Genomic DNA, 18315 nt, shown 5'->3' with positions numbered 1-18315 from the left:
CCGGCGGCCAGGTGCGGTTACTTCTTGGGGAGATACTGGTCGGGCATTGGCGAACCGGGGAACCACTTCTCGTAGAGCGTCTTCCAGGTTCCGTCCTGCATGGCCGCGTGAAGGGCGGTGTTCAAGGCACCACGGAACTTGTCGTTACCCTTGCGCACCACGAAGCCGGCCGGCGCGTCAAAGGAAGGAATATTGACCGCGATCTTCAGGTTCGGATAGCGAACGCCATAGTCCTTGGCGGCCTCGTAATCGAGGAAATGCGCGTCGACGGTTCCGTTGTTGAGCGCCGAAACGGCGGAATTGTTGTCTGGGAATTTGACGAGATCGGTTCCGACAAAGTTCTTCGCCGCGTAGATTTCCTGGAGCGTGCCCTGCACGACGCCGAGGCGCTTGCCCTTGAGTCCCTCCGCCGACGTGATCGCCTTGTCGGAGGTAAGGACGGAGAGATAGCCCGCAAGATACCCGTCGGAGAAGTCGACGGTCTTCTTGCGCGCTTCCGTCGTGCCGATTGCCGCGACCGCGACGTCGAAGCGTTCGTTCGCAACCGAAGGCATCAGCGCCGAGAATTCCTGGCCGGTGAAGATCACTTGGTCCGGCTTGAATCCAAGGCGGCTCGCGACGTTGCGGAACAATTCGATGTCGAAGCCGGTGAACGTGCCATCCGCCTGGGTGAAAGCGTAGGGTTTGGCATCGCCCATCGTACCAACGCTGATGACTTTCGCATCGATAAGACCATAGGGATTGTCATCCGCGGCGGCTGCTCCCGAAACCAACCCGGCGCCAATGCACGCGGCCATAAGGACCATTGCGCCGGTCCGGACCGGTGACATCAACGACTTGAGAATTCCTGTCCTGCTCATGTCTTCTCTCCACTTGAAGGTCTGTTCTTGTTGGTATTACGTCGAGCCCGCACCCTCGCACCTGACATCGCCCGCCATCGCGACCGCGGCATGCGCGAGCCGTTTCGCCATGCTTCTCGACTCGCAATTTTCTAAAAGAGACCGGTCTCTTATTGATTGAGACCGGTCTCTTTGATAATCGTTATCGCCAGATTGACCTTCCGTCAACAACTCTTGTAGTCGTTCATCCGATGAAAAGAACCGCGCCCAAGACCCCGTCGATAACGGTCAGCGATGTCGCCCGCGCGGCAAACGTATCGAAAGCGACAGCCGCGCGCGTGCTCGGCGGATACGGCGTCGTCAGCGATATGATCCGTGCGGACGTCATGGCCGCAGCCAAGGCACTGGACTACCGTCCGAACGAGCTGGCGCGCAGCATGACGACCGGCCGGTCCGGCATCATCGGAGTGGTTGTCGGCGACATCGAGAACCCGTTCTTCAGCCTCGCGGTGCGCGGCATCAGCGACGCGGCAAGGGCAGCCGGGTTCAACGTCATTCTGGCCAACTCCGGCGAAAGGATCGAGGTTGAAAAGGCAGCCGTGCGGCTGTTGATCGGCAAGCGCGTCGACGGGCTGATCGTCACGCCGGCGGAATCGCGTGACATCTCACACCTGCGCGACATCCATCGTTCAGGCCGGCCGCTTGCCCTGCTTGACAGGGCGCTGCCCGATCTGGACGTCGATACCGTCACCGTCGACGATCGCGGCATCGCCATGCGGGCGACCCGCATTCTTGTCGACGCCGGACACCGCAACATCGCCTATGTGACCGCTGTCGACGCCGAAGGGCATGAGTACCGCGATCTCGGGCAAATCTACACCTCGTCGGTCCGCGAGCGCATCGACGGTTTCCTCACCGTCTGCCGGGATGCAGGAATTGATCGGCCAGAACGTTATGTCCGCCTTGGTGCAACAAGCCCCATCGAAACGCGCAGGGTTGCCGACGCGATGCTGTCCGGGCCGGACCGGCCGACGGCGATCCTTGCCTCCGACAGCGTCATAGCACTGGAGATATTCAGGGTGATCCGCGAGCGCGGCTTGCGGGTTCCCGAGGATATTTCGCTGATCACCTTCCATGATGCGGACTGGACGAGCGTGACAACCCCACCCATTACCGTCATCGACCAGCCCGTCTACGCGCTTGGCAAGAGTGTCGCGGAATTACTTATCAGGCGCTTGAAGGGAGATCCGCGCCCGGCGGAAAGGCTCATTTTGCCAACATCGATCTTCGAGCGCGGGTCCGTTGGCCCGCCGTCAAACGCCATAGCCAAGCGCGCGTAGCGCGGCTGCGGCTCAGGCTTCGCCGAGAGCCGCGAGACAGTCGCGCAGCACGGTCGCGTCCTGCGCTGTCTTGGCCATCGACATGGCGCCGGAATAGGTGGCGACGGCAAGTGCCGCAAAATGCCGGGGCTCGGTGCCTTGCTCCCTGCCCGCCTGTTGGTCGGCCGTGATCTTGTCGGCGATCGCCTGGCGCCATGCTCCAAATATGCCGGCCAGGGCAGTTCGGAAATCGGGATCGGCGAGCGACAATTCATGCGCCAGATTGTTGAGCGGGCAGCCGCGCACGAAACCCTGCTGCTCCAGTTCCGCCGCCACGGCCTCGAACACGGCCCGCACCCCCTCTCGCGCCGAAGCCGCCGTCTTTACCGGCGCGATCCATGTCTCCTCGACTGCCGCCGCCACGCGCTCTTCGATTACCGCCAGCGCCAGCGCCTTCTTGGTCGGGAAATGATGATGCAGCGCGCCGCCACTGACGCCTGCCGCCGCCATCAGGTCGCCGAAGCTGGTCGCGTGATAGCCGCGTGTCTGAAACGCGACCTCGGCGACATCGAGGACTTTTCGGCGCATGCCCTCGGGGTCGTTGATACGGTTTCGTGGCCTTGGGCCTGATCGAATGGTTATCTCTGCTGACATTGCACGACAATAGCAAGTTGACAAAACAGGACAACCGGTTTGTTTATAAACAGGATGATCACCCTGTTTTTGGAGACCAGTTGATGAACCTGCCCCTGAACGTCGCGCCGCAGGCTGCAGCGCTCGCCTCACCTGTCGTCGAATTGCGGCAGTACACGCTGAAGACCGGCAAGCGCGACACACTCATCGACGTCTTCGACGGTAAGTTGATCGAAGGCCAGGAAGAAGCTGGGATGACCATCATCGGCCAATTCCGCGACCTCGACCGCCCGGACATGTTCGTCTGGCTGCGCGGCTTTGACAGCATGGACACGCGCAGGGAGGCGCTGGCCGCTTTCTATGACGGCCCGGTCTGGGTGGCGCATCGCGATGCCGCCAATGCGACGATGATCGATTCCGACGATGTGCTGCTGCTGAAGCCGGCATGGCCGGGTGCCGGCTTCGACCTCTCGGGCACGCAGCGCGTCGCCGTGGCCACTGGCGAAAAGCCAATTCCAAACAAGCCGCTGGTTGGCATTGTTGTCATCCAGATTCATCATCTCAGGCCCGGAGCGGAGACCGGCTTCGCCAGTCGCTTCGCGGCCGAGGCGGCACCTATGATGAAGGCGCCCGGCGTCCATCTCCTCGCTGCCTTTATCACGGAGCATGCCGAAAACAGTTTTCCGCGCCTGCCAGTAAGGGCCCGCGAAAACGTCTTCCTTTCCGTCACCCGGTTCGACAGCACCGAGACGCATGCCCGCCACGAAGTCGCCCTCGCCGCCGCGCCGGCATGGCAGGCCTATTGGCAGGCCGCTCAGCCTGATCTGACCAAACCAACGGAGACTTTGCGACTGTCACCCACGTCGCGATCCCTGGTCGGGCGTTAGATTTCGAATGCCTCGATGATCGCCCGCGCGACAAAAGCCGGGTCCTCCCAATGCGGGTTGTGGCCACACGTTTCGGCACGCACGAGGCTTGCCCCCGCCAGGCAACGCAACAGCGCCTGCTGATGCGCCTCGCCGAACAGCGGGTCGCACGCGCCGGCAATGATCAGCGTTTGGGTCCGCACGGCTTGCGCGACATTGATCAGGTCAGCCCGGCAAATCTCTTCCAGAATGGCCCGCCAGCGCGCCGCGGGCATTGCCGAGGCGTCCTTCGCCAGGCCGGCGAGAAACGGCTGGGGTACGCCGGGCCGGCAGGCATGCCACCAGTCATAGAACGGGTCGGCCGGTAATATCGGGTCGCGCAGAGCCTGGACACCCGCGACAAGCGGGTGATCGTGCGCGAAATCGGGTTTCAACGTGCCGGCCAGGACCACCAGTCCGCCGATAAGCTCGTTATGCCGCGCAGCCAGGGCGATGGCGACCATAGAGCCCAGCGAATGGCCGACGACGACAGGCCGGTCGAGCCGCAGATGCTGGGTCAGGCCGGCAATATCGTCGGCAAAGTCGGCAATGCCGAAACCCCTGCCCGCTTGTGACGCGCCGTGGCCGCGCAGGTCGGGCATGATCAGCCGGCGGCCGGCCAGATGCGGCGCCAGAAGCGAAAAACTGCGGCTGGTGTCGGTGAAGCCATGCACCAGAACCAGCGCCGGCTCGGCGCCCGAAATCTCGACATAGGCGATCTCGAGGCCGCCGGAATTGATGGATTGTTTGCGGCCGGCCCAGGCGTCCTGCTCCGCCCAGGCATCCGGGGCCGCTTCCAGCGCGACCGACGTCACAGGCCGAGCTTCTCCTTGACCGCGGCAAGGCCGGGCTTGCCGTCGAAGGTGGTGACGCCGGCGAGCCAGCCATCGAGGCGGTTCTTGTTCAGCGTGATCGCCTTCAGCGCCCCGTCCTCCGGCTTCATGCCGTCATTGATGAGATAGCCCATGCCGACATTCTCGAAATCGATGTCGAAGGCGAGATTTTGAGGAATTGCGCGACATTCGGACATTGCTGCAGATAGCCCTTGCGCACCTGCGTCGTCACCGTCGCGGCGCCGAAATTCGGGCCGAAGAACTTGTCGCCGCCGGTCAGGTACTTGAAGTCGTACATGGTGTTCATTGGATGCGGGGCCCAGCCCTGGAAGACGATGAACTGCTTCTCCGTGATCTCGTAGCCGACTTCGGAAAGCATGCCGGCTTCACTCGACTCAACCACTTGCCAGCCGTCGAGACCGAGCGACGGGTCGGCGATAGCGTCCATCATCAGCTGGTTCGAACCGGGCTCGATCCCGTACATTTTCTTGCCGAACCTGTCGGCGAATTTGTGCAGGTCGGCAAAATCCTTGACGCCGGCATCCCAGACATAGGTCGGCACGGCGAAGGTGTATTTGGCGCCTTCGAGATTGACGCGCACATTCTCGACCGAGCCATCCTTCTTGTAGGGCTCGTAATAGGTGACCATGGCCGGATCCCAATAGCCGAGGAACAGGTCCAGGTCGTTGTTCTTCATGCCTTCGTAGATGACGTTGATGCCCAGCACCGAGCTTTGCGGCTGGTAGCCGAGCGCACCGAGCAAGACATTTGCGACGCCGGTGGTGAAGGCGAGATCGTTCCAGCCCGGCTCGGCCATGCGGACCGCCCTGCACTGCTCGGCGTCGGTCCCGGCCGCCTGGGCCGCATGGGCGCCCAGCATCAGGGCTGCAAGACAGACGCCATTTGCAAGCATGCGGACCATTTCGATTCTCCTCGTCATCGCTCAATTGACCATCTGGTCTTTTTATTGTCCCACTGGTCAATTGTTGATCTAGGCGGACGAAAATGTCAACGTGGATTCGCAATGCCTGGATCGAAGCCGTGAAACTCAAGCGTCTCAGTGACATACGCCGCAAGGAGTTGCGGCAGGCCGCCTTCGCGGTGCTGGAGCGCGAGGGCATTTCGGGTGCGACGCTGGAAAAGGTGGCCGCCCATGCCGGCGCCTCCAAGGGCATCGTGCTGCACTATTTCCGCAACAAGCAGGAATTGTTCGAGCATGCGATGCGCGAGGCCAACGCCGTGCTGCGCGACGCGGTCGTCGCCCGGCTTCGCCATGCGCGCACGCCGATGGAGCGGCTCGACGCGGTGATCGACGGCAATTTCGAGGAGCACCTGTTCCTGCCGCCTCTTTGCCATGCCTGGCTTTCGCTCTGCGCCGAGGTGCCGCGCGACGAAAAGCTGGCGCGCATTCAGAAGGTGCTGCACGCGCGCATGCGCTCGAACCTGTTGTCTGGCCTGCACGGCCTTGCCTCGCCGGGTGACGCCGACGACATCGCGCTTGGCGTCACCGCGCTGATCGACGGGCTTTGGCTGCGCCTCGGCCTGGAGCCGGGCAGCGTGTCGCGCGAACAGGCGATCCGACAGGTCAAGGATTTCGTCGCTGCACGACTGGCCATGCGCCAGAATGCGACTGCCGGCGCGTAAGCCAGCCCGAATTTCATACCATCTACCAGGCGCGGGCTATCAGGGCGGCCAGCCGGTCGCGCGCTTGCGCCGCTCAAGACCGGACTTCAAATTGCCACCGACGGCGATGTGATCCCCAAGGAGTTTTGCCCATGCCGCCACCGCCGCCGCGCGGGGTCAGGCGGGTCTGCGCGAAATACCGCGCCTCCTCGGCTATTTCGCTTTCCAGCTTCGGATTGGCGCGCAGCCACTCGATGCGTTCGGCGAGATCAGACATGTCGCGCGCCACAGGGACGTAGTGGCGAAACGGTTCGATATCTTCGAAGAACCATTCGCGCCACGGCCGATCCTGCAGCAGCACGACGCGCTTGGTGTGGAGCAGCATCTTGAAGCGGCCGCTATAACCCGCCCCTTCGACATCGATCATGTACCTGTAGGTGGTGACCTGGTCTTCCATCGTCCTGAATTTGGTGGAATACCGGTTGGTGGCGACATCGTAATTCGCCTCGGTGTCATACGCCTCGATCAGGTCCGGGCGGGCCGGCGCAATCTCGACAATCCTTTTGCGGGCACCGTTCATGCAGCGCCCCGCCCAGAACAACCTGTTGTCGCGCGGCGGCTCTTCCGATGCGGCCGCCATCGCCCGTCTTCTGGTCGTAGTCGTTGAACTTCGCATCCGGCCAGCCAAATCGGGCGCCGCCACCTCGCCATAGCCGTCGGCCTGAGAGAAGGCGAAACGCGTGCGAAAATAGCGATGCCTTCGGCGCGACGGCGTGTCGCCGAGAAGCATATAGAACGGTGGCAGGCTGCGGACGCCCAGGGATGCCAACGCCTCGGCTATCAAGGTCAGCACCTGCACATGCCTTTCAAGCCAGGCGGCACGGGAGCGCACCTTGAGCTTGCCGCCTTCGAAACGGCAGTGGATCTCGCCGCGATTGAGGCCGGGCAGGAAGCGCCAACCTCGACGACGTCGACATCCATCGGAAGCACCTTCAGACCGGTGTTGAGTGGTGCCATTTTAAAAGACGTCTCGCCGCGACCCGTTTCGATCAACGCGGCTATCCTGTTGGCGCGGCGGATGCAAGGGACAGACGATCCCAGCGTCGGCCCCAGGCGAAGTTCATACCGTGGGATAGGCCGGCGACTTGACCCGGGCGTTGGCCATGCGGTGCTCTGGCATTGGCCAAGACGATTTCGGAGCGCCCGATGAGACTTCAGGACAAGCGCACGCTGGTGACCGGCGGCTCGGACGGCATCGGCCTGGCGATCGCCGAGGCATTCCTGCGCGAGGGCGCCGATGTCCTGATCGTCGGCCGCGACGCCGGCAAGCTCGAAGCCGCGCGCCGGAAGCTGACGGCTCACGGTCCGGCTGGCGCCGTGGAGACGGTATCGGGCGATCTTGCCACCAGCCTCGGCATCGCAGCAGTTGTCGGGCACGTGAAAGAGACCGGCCGGCCGCTCGACGTTCTCGTCAACAATGCCGGTGTCGCCTACCTCGTGCCATTCGAGACCGTCAGTGAGGCGCAGTTCCAGCACTCGTTCGCGCTGAATGTGACGGCGGCGTTCTTCCTCACCCAGGGGCTGCTGCCGCATTTCGGTGCCGGTGCATCCGTCATCAACATCTCCTCCTATTTCGCCAACAAGATGATCCCGAAGCGGCCATCCAGCCTCTACTCCCTGTCCAAAGGCGCATTGAACTCGCTGACCAAATCGCTCGCTTTCGAGCTCGGCCCGCGCGGCATCCGCGTCAACGCCATCGCACCCGGCACGGTCGACACCGCCATGCGGCGCAAGACCGTCGACAATTTGCCAGCCGAAGCACAGGCGGAGCTGAAAGCCTATGTCGAACGCAGCTATCCGCTGGGGCGCATCGGCCGCCCCGACGACCTCGCCGGGATGGCGGTTTATCTCGCCAGCGACGAGGCCGCGTGGACGAGCGGCGGTATCTTTGCGATCGACGGTGGATATACTGCGGGATGAGCGCTGGCTGTTGCCTTGCGTGAGACCAGACAGGTGCGGCGCATTGTTGCCCGGACCGGGTAAAATCCGGCCATCAACCAAGCTCTATTTATATATATACCATTTCATATCAATTAACCATCCAACTAATCGGTTCGCCGTACTCACTACTCCACCAGAATATCTTTAGTAACTTTTTACATAGTCAATGAATATTGCCCTTACTACGGATGGGGATTTAGATGAATCTTTTGTTTGGATTTTCCGGGCGCATTGGGCGTGGGCAATGGTGGTTGGCCCAGTTCGTAGTGCTGGCCCTGTTGGTGGTGACCGTCGCCGCCCTCGTCCATGTCGGAGGTGCATCGGCAGGGCATAGGCTCAGAGCGTTTCCTTCGGACGGGCTAAGTGCCAATCTGGTGCTGCTCATCGGCGCCGCGCTTTCGGTCTGGGTCAATTTCGCCGCAACGATCAAGCGGTACCATGATCTGGACAAATCAGGCCGATGGTCCCTGCTGTTGTTCCTCCCCTATATCGGCGGGCTGTGGGTGCTCGTCGAGTGCGGCTTTTTCTCCGGCTCGGACGGCAACAACGACTATGGCCCGCCATCCGGCGCGGAGGACTCGAGGAGCGATCTCAACGCCCACATTTCACGTATGACGGCCGAACGCTCTGTTCAGCAGCAATCGCGATCCACCAGGCTGGAACAACAAGCCAGCAGGGATCCCGCGCCTCCGGCGCCGCAAACGAGGCGCCCCACAGGTCCAACCGGATTTGGCCGCCGCGGCCTTTAGGTCAAGCAAGACAATTCCGCGAACACGCGGCGGGAACCTGCAGGCGAAGCGCATTCCCGGAGAGCCTTCTTCAACCGATTTGCATCCTCACCGTCCACAATCTCTGCTTGAAGCCATTTGTGCAACGCGATACGCCCTTGCCCAAATCGACAGACCGGAGACTTGCCGTGAGCACGCCAAAGACCAGAACCGAAACCGATACGTTCGGCCCCATCGAGGTTGCCGCCGACCGCTATTGGGGTGCGCAGGCGCAGCGTTCCCTGGGCAATTTCAAGATCGGCTGGGAGAAGCAGCCGGCTTCGATCGTGCGTGCGCTGGGCATCGTCAAGCGGGCGGCGGCGGAAGCCAATATGGAGGTGAAGCGGCTCGATCCCGCGATCGGCAAGGCGATCATCGCGGCCGCGCAGGAGGTCATCGAGGGCAAGCTCAACGACCATTTCCCGCTTGTCGTCTGGCAGACCGGCTCAGGCACGCAATCCAACATGAACGCCAATGAGGTGATCTCCAACCGGGCGATCGAGATGCTGGGCGGCGTCATGGGCTCGAAGAAGCCGGTGCACCCCAACGATCACGTCAATATGAGCCAGTCGTCGAACGACACCTATCCGACGGCCATGCACATCGCCTGCGCCGAGCGCATCGTGCACGATCTGTTGCCGGCGCTGAAGCACCTGCACAAGGCGCTCGCCGCCAAGAGCAGGGAGTTCAACCACATCATCAAGATCGGCCGCACGCACACGCAGGATGCAACACCGCTGACGCTGGGCCAGGAATTCTCGGGCTATGCGGCGCAGGTCGCCTCATCGATCAAGCGCATCGAACTGACGCTGCCCGGCCTGCAGGAGCTGGCGCAAGGCGGCACCGCCGTCGGTACCGGCCTCAACGCGCCGGTCGGCTTCGCCGAAAGGGTTGCCGATCGCATCGCCGCCATCACCGGCATCGCCTTCGTCACCGCGCCGAACAAGTTCGAGGCGCTCGCCGCTCACGATTCCATGGTGTTCTCGCACGGCGCCATCAACGCGGCGGCGGCAGCACTCTTCAAGGTCGCCAACGACATCCGCTTCCTCGGTTCGGGCCCGCGCTCGGGCCTCGGCGAATTGTCGCTGCCGGAAAACGAACCTGGCTCGTCGATCATGCCGGGCAAGGTCAATCCGACGCAGTGCGAGGCGATGACGCAGGTCTGCGTGCAGGTGTTCGGCAACAACGCAGCAGTGACCTTCGCCGGCAGCCAGGGTCATTTCGAACTCAACGTCTACAATCCGCTGATGGCCTACAATTTCCTGCAGTCGGTGCAGCTGCTCGCCGACGCTTCGGTCTCCTTCACCGACAATTGCGTCGTCGGCATCGAGGCCCGCGAAGACAACATCAAGGCGGCGCTCGACCGCTCGCTGATGCTGGTGACGGCGCTGGCGCCCAGCATCGGCTATGACAATGCCGCCAAGATCGCCAAGACGGCGCACAAGAAGGGCACGACTCTTCGCGAGGAGGCGCTGGCCACTGGACTGGTCAGCGAGGCCGACTACGACCGGCTGGTGCGGCCGGAGGACATGACGCATCCGGGCTAAGGTGTTTTTAAGCGGGAGAATTTACTCCCGCCACCGCATCAGCCGACACGAATTTCGCGCTTCTTGCCCGATCATGGAAATGCATCTCCTGTGAACAATGTGTCGCCGGATAGGTGACTTTGGTGAACAGTCGGCATCGTCTATCTCTGGGTCATTCAACCCATTCGGAGAGCCACCATGTCCATCAACACTTCCACCGCCGGCGCCGGCACCGCGTCCAACAGCTCTGTCACCATCCTCCTCGGCCGCATCCTGCTCGCGGTCATTTTCCTGCTTTCCGGTTTCGGCAAGCTCACCGCCATTTCCGGCACCGCTGCCTATTTCGGCGGCCTCGGCCTGCCCCTTCCGACCGTGACGGCCGTGGTTGTCGGCCTGATCGAACTGCTCGGCGGCCTCGCCATCCTCGTCGGTTTCCAGACCAGGATCGCCGCCTGGGTGCTCGCGGTCTTCACCATCGCCACCGGGCTTGTCGCCCACACCGGCTGGGCCGACCAGATGCAGATGATCCAGTTTCTCAAGAACCTCGCCATCACCGGCGGCTTCCTGCTGCTCGCCTCGTCGGGCGCCGGCGCCTATTCGATTGACGCCAAGCGCGGCTGAATCTCCCTCCCAAGCCCGCCTCCCAAAGCTTGACAGAAGCGGCGCGGAATTTTCCGCGCCGCTTTTTCGTCGTCTGGAATAGCGGGCGCGCCGGTTTCGGCCGCCGCCGCGCAGGCGTAGACTGTGCGGTGGCCGGCTTGAGCCCAACCGGGCGCCGGCAAGGGAGGTGGCCATGACCCGCAACGCATTGCTTCTGGTTTCGCGACTGCTGTTTGCCGTGCTGTTCGTACCGTCGGGCTTCCAGGCGCTCGCCAACATTGCCGGTACGACCAGTTATTTCGCCGGCCTCGGCCTGCCGCTGCCGGCGCTCGCCGCCTGGGGCACGGGCCTGTTCGAACTGATCGCCGGGTTTCTGATCCTCATCGGCTTCCAGACCCGGATCGTGGCGCTGCTTCTGGCGGCCTTCTGCGTCGTGGCCGGTTTCATCGGCCATCACGGCCAGGGGGCCGACGACGCGACGCTCGCCTTCCTGCACCAGCAGATGCTGATGAAGGACATTGCGATATCAGGCGGCTTCCTGGCGCTGGCGATGGCCGGTGCGGGCGCCTGGTCGGCCGATGGGCGCGGCGCGGTTTGATATCTTTGCTTAACGCGCCCGAGCTGGTCGACCCCCACTCCGTCTCGGCTTCGCCGAGCCACCTCTCCCCCGATCGACGGGGTAGAGGAAAGGCGCCAAGCTTTTTTGCCGTCAACGCTTTTCCAACTAGGCTCCCTTCCTTTCCCTCCGGAGGGGAAGGTGGCGCTGCGAAGCAGCGACGGATTGGGGGAAGCCGCTCGTCAATCGCGAAGCCGCTGACAAGTGGCGCAATTGAGTTGGTCTAATATCGCGGCCGCGCCTACTTCACCGAAACGCTCGGTCCACCCTCTACGGCCAGCACCAGGCGCCGGTTGGTTATGCGTGCCAGCTGCGCCAGCCGGCCGGCCGGCCGCTCACCGTAGAGGTCGGAGAGCGACGCCGGCAGTACCAGCGCCAGCACGCCATTGGCGCGCTGCTCCCATTTCAACCTGGGCATGATGCCGGGCATCGAGGCCGTCAGCAGATAGACGACGCGCATCATCGCCGCCAGCACGCGGGCCCGCTCGAGGTAGCGCGGCGTTGCCAGCGCCTTGATTTCCGGCGCGATGGACTCGTTGAAGATGCCGTCATGACGATAGGCATTCGCCAGCGCCAAAAAGGCACGGCCGGGATGGTCGACACCGAAGAAGGATGCGTGCGCAATGATGTTGAGCGACTGCCTGCCGCGATATTCGGGATGCGCGCGCCAGCCTATGTCGGCCAGCAATGCGGCGGCGTGGCGGTAGCGCGCCTCGTCCTCGGTCTCGTCGATGCCGAAGGCGGCAAAGGATTTGGCCGTCCAGTCAACCAGCTCATGTGCATGGGTGACCGAGCGCGAGCGCAAACGGGCGAGTTCCTCGGATGCCGAGATCAATGGATCGGCTTTCTGCTCGGCTTCGTCGAGCAGCGAATAAAGGAAGCCTTCGCGCACGCCGAGTGCCGAGACGATGATCTTCGACGGCTGCATCGCCGCCATGATCTCCTGCAGCACGACAGCACCGTAGGGCAGCAGCGAGCGGCGGTTCTTCGAAACGCCCTCAATACCCTTGACCTTCTCGATCTCGGCTTTGGCCACCTGCTTGAGAAAGTTCGTCGCACTGTCGGCCGACATCTCGTAATGGTGCATGACACCGAGCGGGTAGTTGTTCATCTCCATGTGCAGCCGGGCGAGGTTTCGCCAGGTGCCGCCGACGGCATAGAAGGCCCTGCCCTGCCCGCCCTTCAACAGCTTGGCCCGCGCCAGTTCGTCACGCGCGATCTTCTGCGCCTGGGTGAGCGAGTTCTTCGCCATATCCTGCAGGCGCAGGCCACCCAGCGGCAGCGTTATGCCGTCGCCAATGGCTTCGCCGCTGACGTCGACCAGTTCGAGACTGCCGCCGCCCAGATCGCCGGCGATGCCATTGGCTGGATGGAAGCCGGAAATGACACCGAGCGCCGAATAATAGGCCTCCTGCCGCCCGCTGATGACGCGGATTTCGGTCTTGAGCACGTCCTCGGCGCGGTGGATGAAATCGGGACCGTTGATGGCCTCGCGCGCGGCGGCGGTGGCCAAAACATACATATGCTCGGAGCCAGCCTGGTCGGACAGCGCGCGAAAGCGGCGGAACTCTTCCATCGAGCGGGTCACCGCTTCGGGGTCGAGCTTTCCGGTCGAAACGATGCCGCGGCCAAGACCAGCCAGCATCTTTTCGTTGAACAGCATGGTCGGCGAGCGCGCCAGCCCCTCATAGACAACGAGGCGGATCGAATTCGACCCGATGTCGATGATGGACAGCGGTCGGCGGTCCTGCAGCCGGCCCTGGGAATCAGACAGCATCAGGTGGACGCTGCGGCGTTCTTCTTGCGGCGCTTGAACTGCGCAATGCGCTTGGGCGCATGCGACTTCAGCGCGTCACCCCGTCCGGACAGGCTCGGATTGGTCATGAAATATTCCTGCGCGTTGAACGGTTCCTCGCCCTCTTCCAGCACGACGCGCCGGGAGGTTCCATCAGCCAATACGTCGAAACTTTGCTGATTGTCCATGATGTTGCCCAGCATGATCTGGCCCAAAATCTGTTCATGCACAGTTGGATTGGTGATCGGCACCATGGTCTCGACACGACGGTCGAGATTGCGCGGCATCAGGTCGGCCGAGGAGATGTAGACGATCGCCTCGTCGGAAGGCAGGCCATGGCCGTTGCCGAAGCAATAGATGCGGCTGTGTTCGAGGAAGCGGCCGACGATCGACTTGACCCGGATGTTTTCCGACAGGCCCGGCACCTGCGGCCGCAGGCAGCAGATACCGCGCACGACGAGGTCGATCTCGACCCCAACGCGGCTGGCATCGTAAAGCGCGTCGATGATGATCGGGTCGACAAGCGCGTTCATCTTCATCCAAATGCGCGCCGGCTTTCCTTCCAACGCATGGGCGACTTCGTCGGAAATGTGCTTGAGGATGCGGCTTCTCAGCGTGAATGGCGAGATCGCGATCCGCATTTCATCGGTCGGCTCGGCATAGCCGGTGATGAAGTTGAACAGCTGGGCGACGTCGCGCGCGATTGTCGGATCGGTGGTGAAGAAGGACAGGTCGGTATAGATGCGCGCGGTGACCGGGTGATAGTTGCCGGTGCCGAGATGCACGTAGTTGCGCAGCTTGCCGTCCTCGCGCCGCACCACCAGCGACATCTTGGCGTGGGTCTTGAGCTCGAGGAAACCGAACACGACCTGCACGCCGGCACGCTCGAGGTCGCGCGCCCAGCGGATGTTGGCCTCCTCGTCGAAGCGGGCCTTGAGCTCGACAAGTGCGGTCACCGACTTGCCTGCCTCGGCCGCGTCGACCAGCGCGCGCACGATCGGGCTGTCGTTGGAGGTCCGGTAAAGCGTCTGCTTGATCGCCACCACTTCGGGATCGGCCATCGCCTGGCGCAGGAACTGCACAACGACGTCGAAGGATTCGTAGGGGTGGTGGACGACGATGTCCTTCTCGCGAATGGCGGCAAAACAGTCGCCGCCATGCTCGCGGATGCGCTCGGGAAAGCGCGGATTGTAGGGCGTGAACTTCAGATCCTCGCGGGGAATGGCAACGATTTCGGAGATCTGGCTGAGCGCCAGCGGGCCTGTGAGTACGCTGATACGGCTCGACGAGACACCGAGCTCGCCGGCGACGAAATCGCGCAATTCGCCAGGCATCAGCTTGTCGAACTCGATGCGGATCACCGAACCGCGGCGGCGGCGCTTCAGCGCCGTCTCGAACAGGCGCACGAGATCTTCCGACTCCTCCTCGACCTCGATATCACTGTCGCGGATGATGCGGAATGTGCCGGAACCCTTGACCTCATAGCCGGGGAACAGCTTGCCGATATAGAGGCCGACCGCCTCTTCCAGCGGGATGAAGCGGACATGGTGCTTGCGATCCGGCAGGCGGATGAAGCGCTTCAGCGCCACCGGCAGGCGCAAGAGCGCGCTCATCTCCTCGCCATTCTTGCGATGGCGCAGCTGCAGCGCCATCGAGAAGCCGAGATTGGGAATGAACGGGAACGGATGCGCCGGGTCGATCGACAGCGGAGTGAGCACCGGAAACACCTGGTCCTGGAAATGCTCTTCCAGCCAGACCTTCTCGTCCTTGGTCAGTGCATCTCGCGCAATGCTCTCGATGCCTTCCTTGTTGAGCAGCACGGTGAGCGCCGAAAGGCTCTTCTGCTGGTCTTCCTGCAGCCGCTCGACCTCGCGCAGCAGCTGTTCGAGCTGCTGTTCGGGCGTGCGGCCGTCAGGGCTTTTCAGCGTGATGCCTTCGCGCACCTGGCCGGCGAGGCCGGCGACACGCACCATGAAGAACTCGTCGAGATTGGCTGCCGAGATAGACAGGAAGCGGACGCGTTCCAGCAGCGGGTGATGGGTGTTCAGCGATTCCTCGAGCACGCGGCGATTGAACTGCAGCCAGGAAAACTCGCGGTTGACGAAGCGATCCGGGTTACCGCCCTCTGAACTGGCCGTCTCGACGTTGACGAATTCGCTCTGCACCGGCTTCAGTTCATTCATGGTTCCTGCCCGTAACCGTTCCTTTTGCAGCGCCGCCACATGGCGATGGACGCTCTAACATGCCTTTGTGACGCATGATCGGTCGCGGAATCGCTTTGCGTCCGCGGTCACACACTTAACCGGCTCAACTTATCCTCTGACAGGCTTTTGCGACAGTTTCATTTCATCGATCTTGCAAAGAGACCTGTTATGATCCAGATGCATGAGAGACTGCGTTAAGGAGACGACGATGGCAGGCGGTTCCATTCCCCATTTCCAGAACGATGCCGGCCATCCGGCGATCGACATCGGGGTCAAGGAATTCATGTGCACGGGCGCCAACCCGCCTTTCGACCACCCGCATGTGTTTCTCGACATGGGCGACGACAATGAGAAAGTCTGCCCCTATTGCTCGACGCTCTATCGCTATTCGCCGAAGCTGAAGGCGACGGAAACGCTGCCGGCCGGCTGCCTCTACATCGACCAGGCCGCCTGATTCTTTCGCGACAGAGCTGATGGACGACACGCGCTCCCGGCAAGTCGTCATCGCCGGGGCGGGCGTCGCCGGGCTGACCGCAGCCATTGCCTTCGCCGAACGCGGCTACCCTGTGCAGGTCTTCGAACAGGCACAGCGCCTCGAAGCGGCGGGCGCCGGCATCCAGCTTTCTCCCAACGCGACGCACATTCTTCGCCAGCTCGGCGTGCTCGACCGGCTACGGCCGGCGGCGGTGCGGCCGGAAGCCGTGGTGCTGAAGGAAGCAAGGACGCTACGTCAACTGGCGCGTGTACCACTCGGACAATCGGGTGAAAACCGCTGGGGAGCTCCCTATCTCGTCGCGCACCGCGCCGATTTGCAGAACGCCCTAATGGCGCGTGCTGCCGAAATGCCTGACATCCATCTCACCACCGGGGCGCGTGTCGGCAAAGTTTCCGCCGGCCCCCATGGCGCCACGGCAAGCGCGGAGATCGGGGAAGAGACTGCCGAAGCGCATGGCTTGCTGCTGATCGGCGCCGACGGCGTGTGGTCATCGGTGCGCGGGCTTGCCGGTTCGGAAAGCGGAGCCGTGTTCGCGGCCAGCCGTTTTTCCGGGGAACTGGCATGGCGCGCAACCGTGGCGGCCGACAGCCCCGCCGGACAGGCCTTTGCCGCCATTGGCGCCGTCGACTGCGTCACCACCTTCCTCCACCCCGGCTTCCACATGGTCGCCTATCCCGTCAGCAAGGGCAGCGCCTTCAACCTCGCCGCCTTCACCAAGGGCGAGCGCATCGCGGAAGGCTGGTCGGGCCTTGCCGACCCCGCCATCCTCAGCGGAGCCATGCGTGGAACCGCGCAGGCGCTGGGAAAGCTTGTCGCCCTGGCAGGCCCCTGGACGGCCTTTCCGATCCATACTGTCCAACAACGGCAGTGGACCAGCCCGCAAGGCATTGCGCTGATTGGCGATGCCGCGCATGCGATGACGCCGTTCGCGGCACAGGGCGCGGCAATGGCGATCGAGGACGCCGCGATGCTTGCCGCTCTGGTCGCTGACTTTCCCGCCGATCCGCGACAAAGCCTCACCATTTGGGAAAATCTCAGGCGACCGCGCATCGCCAAGGTCATCCGGCGTGGTTCGCTCAACCGGCTTGCCTGGCACGCCCGAGGCCCGGTGGCACTGGCCCGCAACCTGGTGCTGGCGGCACGGCCGGCGGAGAAGCTCGCGGCCGACCTTGACTGGCTTTATGGCTGGCAGGAGCCGAAGGTCGTTCGGCGGTAGAGCGTCGAGACAACAAAGCCCGATAGGCTGGCGGGACAGCCCCCTCTGCCCTGCCGGGCATCTCCCCCTTGGGGGAGATCGGCAGCTTTGGCCCCGGCGTCCATCTTGCAAACGTTGGAGATTAGCGAAAGCCGACGCCACATCCGATCTCCCCCCCTCGTGAGCCCCACGAGGGGGAGATGTCCGGCAGGACAGAGGGGGGCGCGAAGGAACGAGGCGTTGGTGTTATCTGCGCGACCTACTAATTATACAGCCTCAACGACCACCCCAGCGACACCGGCAGTGGGTTCCACCAGCCGGTCCGCAGGCCAGCGGTACGCAGCGCGGCGGCGGTCCAGGTGTTGCAGCCGGCCAGTGCGTTGAAATGGCCGTTGGCTTCGAAGAAGCCGTCGAATTTGGAATAAGCGGCATTCTGGATATGGATCGGACCACTCGGTCCCTGCTGAAAACTGGCCTCGATGAAATCGAGCAGCGCCGCGAACTGGTCGTCACCAATGTCGAAGCCGGCGACATCGGGATGCGGTTCGACGATATCGCCGGCGACATCGACATGCATGACCGACGCGTCGAGCGTCAGCGCTTTCATCACCGGAACGGCTTTGAGCTCGGACCAGGTCGGTGTTTCCAGATAGAAGGCGCGGCCACCCCAGCCAAAGACGATGTAGCGCACCTCGGGGATGTCTTCCGGGATGCCGGCTTCGACCAGAAAATGAAAGCGCTGACGCACGGCATTGTCCACCGGGATGGCGATGTCGGTGTGGATCGGGTTCTTCAGCACCAATATGTGCCGCGTGCCCTGGCCCGCCGACGCCGCCGGCCAGAGCGGGCGCGGCACCAGAGTGCCGAGGGCGGCTGCAAGCGCGATCGCGGCCAGCACTGTGGAAAGGAACCGCAGCACTTTTCTCATCGATGACGCCCCCCCTGCTCTGCCGCCAATCGCAT

At 63.0% G+C, this 18315-nt stretch carries 17 protein-coding genes and 1 pseudogene; 10 read left to right on the top strand and 8 right to left on the bottom strand.

Annotated elements, in window-relative coordinates; translation table 11 throughout:
• Positions 1–17: 17 nt before the first annotated feature.
• Complete coding sequence (locus tag HB778_RS26020) at positions 18–860, bottom strand: ABC transporter substrate-binding protein (RefSeq protein WP_183458096.1); 843 nt, start codon at positions 858–860, stop codon at positions 18–20.
• Positions 861–1090: 230 nt separating this feature from the next.
• Between HB778_RS26020 and HB778_RS26015 the strand changes: the two genes are divergently transcribed.
• A complete protein-coding gene (locus HB778_RS26015; protein ID WP_183458094.1) occupies positions 1091–2179 on the top strand; it encodes a LacI family DNA-binding transcriptional regulator in 1089 nt (362 codons plus the stop codon).
• A gap of 12 nt (positions 2180–2191) precedes the next feature.
• On the opposite strand, the gene HB778_RS26010 is transcribed toward HB778_RS26015, so the two are convergent.
• Positions 2192–2746, bottom strand: a complete 555-nt coding sequence (locus HB778_RS26010; RefSeq protein WP_183458092.1) for a TetR/AcrR family transcriptional regulator — start codon at positions 2744–2746, stop codon at positions 2192–2194.
• A 32-nt stretch (positions 2747–2778) separates the two neighbouring features.
• On the opposite strand from HB778_RS26010, the gene HB778_RS26005 reads away from it, so the two are divergent.
• A complete protein-coding gene (locus tag HB778_RS26005; protein ID WP_348524630.1) occupies positions 2779–3678 on the top strand; it encodes an NIPSNAP family protein in 900 nt (299 codons plus the stop codon).
• Here HB778_RS26005 and HB778_RS26000 read toward each other — a convergent pair.
• Positions 3675–4511: an alpha/beta fold hydrolase gene (locus HB778_RS26000; RefSeq protein ID WP_183458090.1), complete on the bottom strand. Its 837-nt coding sequence runs from the start codon at positions 4509–4511 to the stop codon at positions 3675–3677. The genes HB778_RS26005 and HB778_RS26000 overlap by 4 nt on opposite strands.
• A pseudogene (choX, locus tag HB778_RS25995) lies at positions 4508–5451 on the bottom strand (choline ABC transporter substrate-binding protein). Before choX ends, HB778_RS26000 begins: the two are co-directional and overlap by 4 nt.
• A gap of 83 nt (positions 5452–5534) precedes the next feature.
• Here choX and betI point away from each other — a divergent pair.
• Positions 5535–6173 carry a choline-binding transcriptional repressor BetI gene (gene betI / locus HB778_RS25990; protein WP_183458088.1) on the top strand — a complete coding sequence of 213 codons (639 nt, stop codon included), beginning with the start codon at positions 5535–5537 and terminating at the stop codon, positions 6171–6173.
• Between the two features lie 73 nt (positions 6174–6246).
• Here the strand turns inward: betI and HB778_RS25985 are convergent, their stop codons facing one another.
• Entirely contained in the window at positions 6247–7005 is a 759-nt protein-coding gene (locus HB778_RS25985) for a glycosyl transferase family 90 (RefSeq protein ID WP_210308041.1), read from the bottom strand.
• 353 nt (positions 7006–7358) lie between these two features.
• Here HB778_RS25985 and HB778_RS25980 point away from each other — a divergent pair, with 353 nt between their 5' ends.
• The 5 genes from HB778_RS25980 (at position 7359) to HB778_RS25960 (ending at position 11644) form a co-directional block, all read left to right on the top strand.
• Positions 7359–8132: an SDR family NAD(P)-dependent oxidoreductase gene (locus HB778_RS25980; protein WP_183458084.1), complete on the top strand. Its 774-nt coding sequence runs from the start codon at positions 7359–7361 to the stop codon at positions 8130–8132.
• Positions 8133–8353: 221 nt separating this feature from the next.
• The gene (locus HB778_RS25975; RefSeq protein WP_244661620.1) at positions 8354–8902 is read left to right on the top strand and encodes a DUF805 domain-containing protein; all 549 of its coding nucleotides are present in this window, start codon (positions 8354–8356) and stop codon (positions 8900–8902) included.
• 167 nt (positions 8903–9069) lie between these two features.
• On the top strand, positions 9070–10467 hold the full coding sequence (gene fumC / locus HB778_RS25970; protein ID WP_183458080.1) for a class II fumarate hydratase: 1398 nt from the start codon (positions 9070–9072) through the stop codon (positions 10465–10467).
• A gap of 177 nt (positions 10468–10644) precedes the next feature.
• Positions 10645–11067 (top strand): DoxX family protein, encoded by a 423-nt coding sequence (locus HB778_RS25965; RefSeq protein ID WP_183458078.1) that lies wholly within the window; start codon positions 10645–10647, stop codon positions 11065–11067.
• A 172-nt stretch (positions 11068–11239) separates the two neighbouring features.
• Complete coding sequence (locus HB778_RS25960) at positions 11240–11644, top strand: DoxX family protein (RefSeq protein ID WP_183458076.1); 405 nt, start codon at positions 11240–11242, stop codon at positions 11642–11644.
• Positions 11645–11903: 259 nt separating this feature from the next.
• Here the strand turns inward: HB778_RS25960 and ppx are convergent, their stop codons facing one another.
• Together ppx and HB778_RS25950 are read right to left on the bottom strand one after the other, a co-directional pair.
• Positions 11904–13439: an exopolyphosphatase gene (gene ppx / locus HB778_RS25955; RefSeq protein WP_183458074.1), complete on the bottom strand. Its 1536-nt coding sequence runs from the start codon at positions 13437–13439 to the stop codon at positions 11904–11906.
• A complete protein-coding gene (locus HB778_RS25950) occupies positions 13439–15640 on the bottom strand; it encodes an RNA degradosome polyphosphate kinase (protein ID WP_183458072.1) in 2202 nt (733 codons plus the stop codon). The genes ppx and HB778_RS25950 overlap by 1 nt, the downstream gene beginning before the upstream one ends.
• 229 nt (positions 15641–15869) lie before the next feature.
• Between HB778_RS25950 and HB778_RS25945 the strand changes: the two genes are divergently transcribed.
• The gene (locus tag HB778_RS25945) at positions 15870–16115 is read left to right on the top strand and encodes a zinc-finger domain-containing protein (protein WP_015318409.1); all 246 of its coding nucleotides are present in this window, start codon (positions 15870–15872) and stop codon (positions 16113–16115) included.
• 19 nt (positions 16116–16134) lie between these two features.
• Positions 16135–17373 (top strand): FAD-dependent monooxygenase, encoded by a 1239-nt coding sequence (locus tag HB778_RS25940; RefSeq protein WP_183458070.1) that lies wholly within the window; start codon positions 16135–16137, stop codon positions 17371–17373.
• Positions 17374–17614: 241 nt separating this feature from the next.
• Here HB778_RS25940 and HB778_RS25935 read toward each other — a convergent pair whose 3' ends face one another.
• A complete protein-coding gene (locus HB778_RS25935; RefSeq protein WP_183458068.1) occupies positions 17615–18280 on the bottom strand; it encodes a TIGR02117 family protein in 666 nt (221 codons plus the stop codon).
• Positions 18281–18315: the final 35 nt, after the last annotated feature.

This window comes from Mesorhizobium huakuii, from assembly GCF_014189455.1.
In the GTDB taxonomy this organism is placed as follows: Bacteria; Pseudomonadota; Alphaproteobacteria; order Rhizobiales; family Rhizobiaceae; genus Mesorhizobium; species Mesorhizobium huakuii_A.
Note: the sequence above shows the minus strand (reverse complement) of the source record. Positions and strands in the feature narration are given on the sequence as shown.

Coding starts and splice junctions, on each gene's coding strand:
- betI (WP_183458088.1), top strand. CDS start 5,535: ATGTCAACGTGGATTCGCAATGCCTGGATCGAAGCCGTGAAACTCAAG.
- HB778_RS25980 (WP_183458084.1), top strand. CDS start 7,359: ATGAGACTTCAGGACAAGCGCACGCTGGTGACCGGCGGCTCGGACGGC.
- HB778_RS25960 (WP_183458076.1), top strand. CDS start 11,240: ATGACCCGCAACGCATTGCTTCTGGTTTCGCGACTGCTGTTTGCCGTG.
- HB778_RS26020 (WP_183458096.1), bottom strand. CDS start 860: ATGAGCAGGACAGGAATTCTCAAGTCGTTGATGTCACCGGTCCGGACC.
- HB778_RS26015 (WP_183458094.1), top strand. CDS start 1,091: ATGAAAAGAACCGCGCCCAAGACCCCGTCGATAACGGTCAGCGATGTC.
- HB778_RS25940 (WP_183458070.1), top strand. CDS start 16,135: ATGGACGACACGCGCTCCCGGCAAGTCGTCATCGCCGGGGCGGGCGTC.
- HB778_RS25965 (WP_183458078.1), top strand. CDS start 10,645: ATGTCCATCAACACTTCCACCGCCGGCGCCGGCACCGCGTCCAACAGC.
- HB778_RS25945 (WP_015318409.1), top strand. CDS start 15,870: ATGGCAGGCGGTTCCATTCCCCATTTCCAGAACGATGCCGGCCATCCG.
- HB778_RS25950 (WP_183458072.1), bottom strand. CDS start 15,640: ATGAATGAACTGAAGCCGGTGCAGAGCGAATTCGTCAACGTCGAGACG.
- ppx (WP_183458074.1), bottom strand. CDS start 13,439: ATGCTGTCTGATTCCCAGGGCCGGCTGCAGGACCGCCGACCGCTGTCC.
- HB778_RS25935 (WP_183458068.1), bottom strand. CDS start 18,280: ATGAGAAAAGTGCTGCGGTTCCTTTCCACAGTGCTGGCCGCGATCGCG.
- HB778_RS25975 (WP_244661620.1), top strand. CDS start 8,354: ATGAATCTTTTGTTTGGATTTTCCGGGCGCATTGGGCGTGGGCAATGG.
- HB778_RS26010 (WP_183458092.1), bottom strand. CDS start 2,746: ATGCGCCGAAAAGTCCTCGATGTCGCCGAGGTCGCGTTTCAGACACGC.